The following is a 2,760-nucleotide window of genomic DNA, read 5'->3' on the forward strand; positions in this document are numbered from 1 at the left end:
GCCCGCCGCGTCGCGCCCGCGGACGGGGTTTGCCGAGTTGCGGACTCCCCGATCGTTGCTCACCGTAGAGAGTGACGAGGTGCGGCCCGATCCCCACGCGCGGCACCGCCACCAGACCGGGGGAACCACGCCATGCTCCACCTCACCGACAACGCGAAGGCCGCGATCACCGGGATCACCTCCCAGTCCGGCCTGCCCGACACCGGGGGCGTGCGAATCACCCTCACCCCCGACGCGGACCAGGTCGAGCTCAGCCTGTGCCCGGAGCCGGAGAGCAGCGACGAGGTGATCGAGGAGGACGGCGCTCGCGTCTTCGTCGAGGAGGCCGCCTCCCCGCTGCTCGAGGCGCACACCCTCGACGCCTCGACCGGCCCGGACGGCATCGGCTTCGCGCTGCGCAAGGCCAGCTGAGCCGGTCTCCCGCGCGACGCGTGCCTTTGGGCCCACCGCCTGGCCTCCGCCTGCGCAAGAATCGGAGGACACGACGACGCCGGCGTGAGCCGGGGGAGGGGAAGAGCACATGGACGGTCGCGATCGGCCACGCAGGCCCGCCATCCTCGATCCCGCGGAGGCCGAGCTGATCTGGGGCGACTCGGACCCGGCCCTCGCCTCCGAGGCGGCCCACGCCACGGCGAACGCGGTGGTCTTCGGACCGAGCCACCTCGCCGGGGACGAGCCGCTCGCCGAGCGCGTCGGTCGGATCATCGACGCGGAGGGCCTGGACGAGATCGCCGGCCTGTGGTCCCGCAGCCCCGCGAGCACCCTGCCCGGTGCGCTGTGGCGCCTCTACCTCCTGCGCGCCTGGCTCGAGCGCGACCCCGAGACCATCGCGACGCGCTTCCGCGGCGGCACCGAGCACACCACGCCCGTCGAGCTCCGTGAGGACGACGTCGAGAACCCCCGCGACGCCGTCGTGGCGCCCGCGCCCACGGTGCTCGGGGAGCGGCTCTCCCAGCTCTTCTCCGGGACGGACGAGACCGAGCTGGCCGGCCTCCTCGAGGAGGCCGCCGCCTTCCTCCGCGTCCTCGCCGCCGGCACCGGGAGCGACCCGGGCTGGCGGACGCACGACGAGGAGGCCGCCGCGCCGGTGACGGGCCGGACGGGCGCACTCACCGCGACCGCCGCAGAGCTCGACGACGCCGCCGCCCGGGCCCGGGCGGGACGCCTCGACTGAGCCGGCCCCTGGACCGAGCCGGCGCCTGACCGCGGGCGTCGGCGGCCCCGCAGTGCCCTGACGAGCACGAGAACGCCATCGCGCCGCGGGCAGGCGCGCACGTGCCTCCCGGCACAGCACAGCCGGGTGCCATCTCGTAGCATCGAGCGGGTAGTGCACCGACCGTCGCGAGCGCCGGAGAGGAGGAGCCGTGGACCGCAAGCCCCGTCGCCCCGCCATGCTCGACGCGCAGACCGCCGAGCGGATCGTCGGTGACGTCGACCCGGCGCTGCGCTCGCAGGCAGCCCACACGACCGCCGCGGTCCTCGTCCAGCGCGGCCGCGCGGGCTCCGAGGACCCGGCTCTCCTCGCCCGTCTCGTCGCCCTCGTCGACACCGAGGGCCTCGACACCATCGCCGAGCTGTGGGCCCAGAGCCCGCCCACCACCCTCCCCGGGGCGCTGTGGCGGCTCTACCTCATGCGCGAGTGGGTCCGCGCGGACCCCATCACGATCGCCGAGCGCTTCACCCTCGGCCGCCACCGGGCCGAGGTCGCCGGGGTCATCGCCGGCGTCGTCGAACCGCCCGGACCCGCCGACGTCGCCGACCTGGCCGACGCCGTCCTCGCCGGGATCTACGAGGGGGACCTCGACGTCGCGCTCGACCGCGCCGCCGCGTTCTTCCGCGTTGTGGCGACAGGCTCGGCCCTGGACGCCGACTGGGTGAGCGACGACGACCTCGCCGGGGCGCTGACCCGGCGCGCCTCCGCGCTGCTGCGCACCGCCGAGGAGCTCGAGGGTGCCGCCGAGCTGTGGCGCGCGGGACGGCTCGACTAGTGGCGCCCGTTCACGGGACGGGCCTCACCGGCCCCGCCACCCCCGACGCCGTCCTCCGCCTCGCCGCGGAGGTCACCGCCGCCGACGGCGTCGCCCCCCTCAACGAGGAGAGCACCCTCGCCGTGCGCCACGGCTCCGCCGGCCACCGCCACCACTGGCTCGCCGAGGGGGACACCCTCCTCGGCTACGGCGTCGAGGACGGCGTGAGCGGCGAGCTGTGCGTCCACCCCGACCACCGGCGCCGGGGCCTGGGCCGCCGGCTGCTCGACACCGTGCTCGCCGCGGCCCCCGACGTCGCGCTGTGGGCCCACGGCGACCTCCCGGGCGCGCAGGCGCTCGCCCGTTCCGCCGGGCTGCGCGTCACCCGGGAGCTGTGGCAGATGGGCCGCGACCTCGGCCCCGGCGACGCCGAGCCGCCCGCGACGGGCGACGACGCGGAGGTCCGGACCTTCGTCGTCGGGCAGGACGAGGACGCCTGGGTCGCCCTCAACGCCGCCGCGTTCGCCTCCCACCCGGAGCAGGGCCGGATGACGGCCGAGGACCTGCGCCTGCGCGAGCAGGAGGACTGGTTCGACCCGACCCTCCTGTGGCTCGCCCACGAGCCGGGCCGGCCGCAGGCACTGCTCGCCTCCATGTGGGTCAAGCCCGAGGGGCCGGACGCGGAGATCTACGCGCTCGGCGTCGCCCCCCACGCCCAGGGGCGCGGACTCGGCGGGCGGCTCACCGCCGTCGCGCTGGGGGAGATGCGGCGGCGCGGCCTGCGCCGCGCGAC

At 76.6% G+C, this 2,760-nt stretch carries 4 protein-coding genes; all 4 read left to right on the forward strand.

Annotation, left to right across the window (positions count from 1 at the left end):
• Positions 1-132 precede the first annotated feature (132 nt).
• The gene (locus FHE66_RS12695; protein ID WP_139073337.1) at positions 133-411 is read left to right on the forward strand and encodes a hypothetical protein; all 279 of its coding nucleotides are present in this window, start codon (positions 133-135) and stop codon (positions 409-411) included.
• Between the two features lie 109 nt (positions 412-520).
• The gene (locus FHE66_RS12700; RefSeq protein WP_139073338.1) at positions 521-1,174 is read left to right on the forward strand and encodes a hypothetical protein; all 654 of its coding nucleotides are present in this window, start codon (positions 521-523) and stop codon (positions 1,172-1,174) included.
• A 190-nt stretch (positions 1,175-1,364) separates the two neighbouring features.
• Positions 1,365-1,988, forward strand: coding sequence for a hypothetical protein (locus FHE66_RS12705; protein ID WP_330998295.1), 624 nt, complete (start codon positions 1,365-1,367; stop codon positions 1,986-1,988).
• Positions 1,988-2,760 (forward strand): mycothiol synthase (gene mshD / locus FHE66_RS12710; protein WP_176554774.1); only part of this gene is annotated, 773 nt, incomplete at its 3' end. The genes FHE66_RS12705 and mshD, both read left to right, overlap by 1 nt.

Source organism: Georgenia sp. 311 (assembly GCF_006151955.1).
Classification (GTDB): Bacteria; Actinomycetota; Actinomycetes; order Actinomycetales; family Actinomycetaceae; genus Oceanitalea; species Oceanitalea wutianyii.